Here is a 6,210-nt window from a genome sequence, read left to right as displayed (position 1 = left end):
CCTGTGGGAACAGGAAATTCTTTTATCAAAGACCTGGGAATTGAAACGGTGGATGATGCCCTGAAAAAGATAATTGCAGGGAATACCAAAGGTGTAGACCTGGGCCATTTCAGCTACAGTGAGGGACAGCACTACTTTGCCAACCTCCTGGGCACCGGTTTTGTCTCCAATGTCGCCTATAGAGCCAAAAAGTATAAGATGCTGGGAGCTCTCAGTTATATATTCGCGGTTCTGGAAGAGTTGATGGTTCTAAAATCGACTTCCATCGAGATGGAGATCGACGGCCGGAGCATCAAGAGAAACGCCGTCTTTACAGAAATATGCAATTCCCGATTCACCGGTGGGGATATGATGATGGCCCCGGATGCCCGGATTGATGACGGTTTACTGGATATTATCCTCCTGAACAAAATATCCAGAGGAAAAATATTAAAGCTTTTCCCCACCATTTTCAAAGGAACCCATATCCAGAATGAAGCCGTTGAATGCCTGACAGCAAAGAAGATAACCTTAAAGTCGGAAAAGTCCCTGCTGCTGACACCTGTCGGAGAGACTTTCGGGAAAACCCCCATTGAAGTCACAATTCTTCCCGGGAAAATCAGGATGTATTGCTGATGTACCGAGTGACAACAGTTTTCGGGTATATTTCATCCATTGTATTGCTTTCATTCGGTCTTACCCTCATCATTTTACAAAATCTAATAGGGAAACAGCGTCTTTTCGAGTCTCAGATCAAGGGACTATGCCGCCTGATTCCCCGGAGTTTCGGAATCAGGGTAGAAGTCAAAGGCTGGCCGGATCTGGACCCCCGAAAGGGTTATGTTTTTGTTTCCAATCATGTGAACCTTTTAGACCCGGTTCTGCTCTTTGGACATATCCCTCAGTTTGTCAGAGGAGTGGAACTGGAAAGCCATTTCTCATGGCCCCTCTGGGGATCCATTATAAAAGGGATGGGCAATATTCCAATCAGTCAAAAAGACACAAAATCAGCCCTGGAAAGCCTGGATAAGGCGGGACAGATCATTCGGGAGGGAACCTCCATCATCATTTTTCCGGAGGGCCACCGAACCAGAGATGGGGAACTCCAGAACTTTCAGAGAGGCCCCTTCCGTCTGGCCCGGAATGCCGGAACAGATATGATCCCGGTGGCCCTAAAAGGTCTCTATGAGAGAAAAAAAGTTGAATCATTTTTTATCAAACCAGGAAAAATAAAGATCATTTTCAGCCAGGCCATTTCTGCAGAGAAAGTGCAGGAATCAAGCAGTAAAGATCTTAGAAACCAGGCTCGGGATCTTATTCAATCCATGCTGTATTGATCCGAATTCTTCTTGTATATCGGGGTACCCCATGGTAAGCGAGAGCATGATCCCCTCATAATAAAAAATCTCAGCTTTAGAGTTTCTCAACCTCAAGATCCATAATTTTACCAATGAGATCAAGAGTCTGCCGATGATCCCCCTCCATGAGGATCACATGGTGGGAATAGACGTTGTCCATCAGATTTCGTCCATCAGGAACTCTCAGGATTCCCCCGTTTTTTACATCAGAATGCTCACCGTACTGAACATAGCCCCGCAGGTCACCTTTCACAGAAAGGAGTTTATCCATGGCCATGTTCATTCGAGTCAGGGTCACATCACCCGTTTTCATCCTGGCATCAAACATATGAGAGTTTTCGTTGACGATAGCCAGGGCCTTGGCTCTAAGAATCCAGTCTGAACTCATACTGCGGGGCAGCAGACCGAAGTAGCCGCAGTGCCCCAAAAGGATATGATTTTCAGGATCATCCACAATTTCGGGGAATGAGGGAATTCTTTCATGTTTCAAGGCGGCATTACCCATCAGGAATGGATAAATATTGGTCATAAGCAGAGGAGCTCCGATTGAATTGTAGAGCATGTATTGGCTGGCAAGAGACTGGGTGTCGCCTTCACAGGCCCAGAGCAGTCCTTTTTCTTCCAGCAGCCGGTCCCAGGTCAGACAGGGCGTAGTAGTACAGTGATGAGATTCATTGAGACAGTTGGACCCTACTCCGATGATATCGTCCCTGTCCAGCTCCTCTTTGACTGCGAGGTAAAGCCTGGCTGCATTGAGGCCGCGGATTTTAGCAAAACCTTCTTCCCTGGGGTAATCCCAGCTCTTCCAGACACTCTCGGCATCCCCGTCACTGAAGGCGGCAGCTTTTTTACCCAGAGCCTTCAGGCTCCTTCGTTCAATGATTGTGCCGAACTTATTTTTGATGGTATCGTCACTTTCTTTTTCCCACCAGTAAAAGGATTTAAAGATTTCCGGCTGAAAACCTTCTCCCGGATTGTCCTGAAAAATCAGGAAACGGGACTCGGACATTTTCCTTTTGGTTGCAAGCACTTTACAGACCGTTTTTGACTCTTCCAGGCTATAGGGGTTGATGGTACGCACCCCTTTCCCCTTCAGAAAGTTGCTGATTTCCCAGTCCCACATGGAGACGGTTGCAAATTCGGATGTAATGATCAGAATGGGTTGAACTATCTTCTGAATGGATTCTACCGAACGATAGGCTTCTCCCAGGATTTCAGGAAAAACAACAGCATCACAGTCTGGTAAAGTCTGACCTAAAGGCTGCTCCTGAAGAAAGTCAGCCTGTTCGGACAGCAGTGATTTCAAGCGATTCAACTGTAATGAAAACCTGTCGGTTCTCTCATTCTTAAAAAATACAGGGACAAGTTTTGCTTTCATAAATATCTCCAATGCATATCTGCCGGTTAATCAGTATCTTAATTAGCGTAGTTGGTCACAGCTAGAATCAGAATAATCCCTTTCAGGAACATTTGTATATAAGGATAAATATCCAGGGTTTGTAAAGTTTGAAAATATTGTGAATCTTGTTATTAAATTAGTTTACACAACCTTTATTATTACATAGGAATATGATAACATCATTCTTGATTATGTGGACGTTAAAATAAGAAAGATTGATAAAAAGTCATCATAGGCCTGTGAGTTGATATACTGAACGAAACAGCCCTTTAGCACAGCAGGTTATTGTTCGTCATATTTACTAGTCCATGAGACTGATAAGGAGATTATATGAAATATCGTAAAATTCCAGGGACTGGAGTCGACGCAAGTGTTGTTGGATTTGGTCTCTGGGGTATAAGTGGGCAATGGGAGGGTGGAGCGGATGATAAAACAGCCATATCAGCACTTCATGAGGCCATAGATAATGGTATCAATTTTTTCGACACAGCACCAGTTTACGGTTTGGGTCATGCAGAAAAAGTTCTTGGGAGAGCATTAAAAGACAGACGTAATGAGGTTTTGATTGCCAGTAAATGCGGTCTTATATGGGATGATAATGGGGAGGTTTCCAGAAACTTAAGCCGTCAGAGCCTGATTGATGAAATTGACAGGAGTCTGAAAAGACTCAATACAGATCACATTGATCTTTGGCAGATACATTGGCCATGCAGCGACTGGGTTCTTGAAGAGACAATGGAAGCCCTTGGTGCTGTTAAGAAAGCAGGCAAAGTCCGATGGCTAGGTGTCAGCAACTTCTCTGCCGCCGATACCCGCAGGGCAAATGAACTGGAAGATATCGTTACCTGGCAGGGTCTCTATAATGCATTTGAACGGAATGCAGGCACCTATAGAGGTGATATTCTTGATTACCGGACTGAAAAAGAGATCATGCCCCTTGTCGGGGAGATTGATATTGCATTACTCCCCTTTGGTCCTCTTATGATGGGACTCCTGGCAGGAGGATTTGATGAGACAAAAGTCTTTGGCAGGGATGATGTACGTTCAGGCAATCCACGTCTATCCGGGGAAGAATCAGGGCCCTATTTCAAGGCAGCCAGGGTTTTTATAGATTTTGCCCGGGAACTGTCAAAGGCTCCGGCAGAACTGGCCATTAATTGGATTTTGTATAAACCTTCCATTCTCAGTGTAATTTCAGGGGCCCGGACAGCATCAGAGGCGGCAGAAAATGCAAAAGCATCTGAATGGACACTGACTGAGGAGCAATACAGGGAACTCGAGAAACGTCTGTCTCCCTGGGCCGAGATCATCATAGAGAGTTAAGTTTTCTGCTCACTGACACATTGATAATATTGAAAAGAGCCTCCTTTCGGGAGGCTCTTAAACTAAGAATTGCATACCTGCATCAGCATTATGGGAGTTATCATGTGGCTTTCAAAGAATTAAAATCATTGAATAAAGGTTCAACAGCCCAATAAGCTTTTTCAAAGAGAATTCGGGATGAATCATAAACCCCTCTATTCGCGCTATTAGGCTCCAGTACTCGATCCATTTCAATAAATCTGTCAACAACATCAAAACCGGATAAGGCTCCACAACCTACTCCTCCGATAATGGCAGCGCCCATACTGGTTGCTTCTTCAAGATTGATAGGAATATGAACAGGTATACCAAAGATATCAGCCATCAGCTGATTCCAGAATCGACCCTTTGCCCCGCCGCCTATGACAAGCAGATTTTCAATAGGAAGTTCTTTCTGAAAAATCTTAAGAATAATATCCAGGTTCATGGTCACTCCTTCCAGAACAGACCTGAACATATCGGCACGCTTAATTTCCAGATTCAAATTCAAAAAAGAACCCTTTGCATCGGGATTCCATCGGGGACTTCTTTCTCCCAGCATATAGGGAAGAAACAGGACTCCCTTCGAACCAGCGGAGGATTGACTCATCAGGTCTTCCAGCAGAAGATGGATGTTTTTATTTTCTGTCTCTGCCTGCATACTTTCACCACGGGCCAATTCTCTGATCATCCAGTCGTAGGAACTTCCCGCTGTCTGCATGGTTCCGCAGGGCTGCAGATATCCCGGAACAGGATGAACCCAGGTAAAAGTCTGCATAGCAGGATCATGAACCGGCTTCAGGCTTGTGGTTGCAATCCAGGAAGAAGAGCCCAGATAATTGTAGGCCCTTCCGGGTTTAACACACCCGGCACCCACAGTGGCACAGCCCCCGTCTCCGGCACCGGCCACAACGGGAGTACCCACCGCCAGACCTGTTGCCCGGGAGGCCTCCCCGATGATTTCTCCAATGACGGTCGTTGATGGAACAGCCTCAGGCATCATGGACTCAGGGATTCCCATGGCATCCAGAATGCGGGCAGACCATTCCAGTCTTGTGATATCAAAAGCATTGGTTCCAGAGGCATCGTTATAATCCGTGACCATCCTGCCGGTTAGTCTGAAATTCAGATAATCCTTGGCGTTCAGCATTTTCCAGGTCTGGTTGAAGATTTCAGGATGATGATCTTTAAGCCATCTGAGCTTTGTGATCCCGTATGATGCAGAAGCCCGATGTCCCGTGATTCTGTACACTTCCTCCATGCCGACCTTTTCGAGGAGAATATTCTCCTGTTCCACTGATCTCTGATCACAATAGAGCAGATGCCTGTGAAGAGGTTTTCCCTGTTTATCCACAGGGAGGCATCCCATCATCTGGCCGCTGAAACAGACCGAGGCTATATCTTTTGGATCAATCCCCAAAAGCAGTTTCTTTGTAGAGCTACAAACAGCAGACCACCAGTCTTCAGAATCCTGCTCCGCCCAATTTCCATTGGAATAGTAGGTTTCATAAGCCGAAGTTTCACTCTTTATGAGCTTTCCTTCTAATGAAAAGAGAGTGGCTTTATTGCCGCTGGTGCCCAGGTCATGAGCCAGAAGATATTGTTTCATGATGACCTGCTCCAGGAATCAAAGGTCAACATTGTCTTTATTGAACCGGGCAGTTTAACAGCCTCTACTGCCTCTGAAAATTGCTCAATCGGAAACACTCCTGTGACAAAATCATCTGCATTCAGCAAGCCTTCCCTGATCCAGTCTATCAAGGGTTCCTGAGCCGAGGCTTCAGCATGCCTTGTAGGCCATTGATGAATCAGCAGATTAAAATTGTATGGACCTTTGTCTTTTTTCAGATTGATTTCAGGCGATCCCACAACCCCGTACACACAGATGGTCCCGGTCATTTTGATCATGGATATCCCGGCATTTATAATATTCTCATGCCCCACGGCATCGATTACGACATCGAATCCCAGTTTCTGTTTTTCTAATATAGACTTTAATTCCGGGCTGTCTGGAGCCACTGCAAAGTCAGCACCCATCTCAAGGGCTTTGGCTCTTTAATTCTCCAGAGGATCAATGGAAATGATCTTGTTCAGGCCGCTGAGTCGTGCAAATTTTACAAAACTGAGACCCAC

Annotated in this window: 5 protein-coding genes and 1 pseudogene; 3 read left to right on the top strand and 3 right to left on the bottom strand. The window is 45.6% G+C overall.

All coding sequences use genetic code 11. From position 1 onward, the window contains the following. Positions 1–615 (top strand): diacylglycerol kinase family protein (locus PF479_RS18635; protein ID WP_298009958.1); only part of this gene is annotated, 615 nt, incomplete at its 5' end. Next, on the top strand, positions 615–1,316 hold the full coding sequence (locus tag PF479_RS18630) for a 1-acyl-sn-glycerol-3-phosphate acyltransferase (RefSeq protein ID WP_298009956.1): 702 nt from the start codon (positions 615–617) through the stop codon (positions 1,314–1,316). The genes PF479_RS18635 and PF479_RS18630, both read left to right, overlap by 1 nt. A 76-nt stretch (positions 1,317–1,392) precedes the next feature. Here the strand turns inward: PF479_RS18630 and PF479_RS18625 are convergent, their stop codons facing one another. Beyond that, entirely contained in the window at positions 1,393–2,715 is a 1,323-nt protein-coding gene (locus tag PF479_RS18625; RefSeq protein ID WP_298009953.1) for a hypothetical protein, read from the bottom strand. A gap of 351 nt (positions 2,716–3,066) precedes the next feature. Between PF479_RS18625 and PF479_RS18620 the strand changes: the two genes are divergently transcribed. Next, entirely contained in the window at positions 3,067–4,059 is a 993-nt protein-coding gene (locus PF479_RS18620) for an aldo/keto reductase (protein ID WP_298009950.1), read from the top strand. 100 nt (positions 4,060–4,159) lie between these two features. On the opposite strand, the gene PF479_RS18615 is transcribed toward PF479_RS18620, so the two are convergent. Beyond that, the gene (locus tag PF479_RS18615) at positions 4,160–5,686 is read right to left on the bottom strand and encodes an FGGY-family carbohydrate kinase (RefSeq protein ID WP_298009947.1); all 1,527 of its coding nucleotides are present in this window, start codon (positions 5,684–5,686) and stop codon (positions 4,160–4,162) included. Next, positions 5,683–6,117, bottom strand: a pseudogene (locus tag PF479_RS18610) (zinc-binding dehydrogenase); the annotation flags it as partial. The pseudogene PF479_RS18610 and the gene PF479_RS18615, both read right to left, overlap by 4 nt. Positions 6,118–6,210: the final 93 nt, after the last annotated feature.

Origin of the sequence: Oceanispirochaeta sp., from assembly GCF_027859075.1 — a bacterium.
Lineage (GTDB): Bacteria > Spirochaetota > Spirochaetia > DSM-2461 > DSM-2461 > Oceanispirochaeta.
Note: the sequence above shows the minus strand (reverse complement) of the source record. Positions and strands in the feature narration are given on the sequence as shown.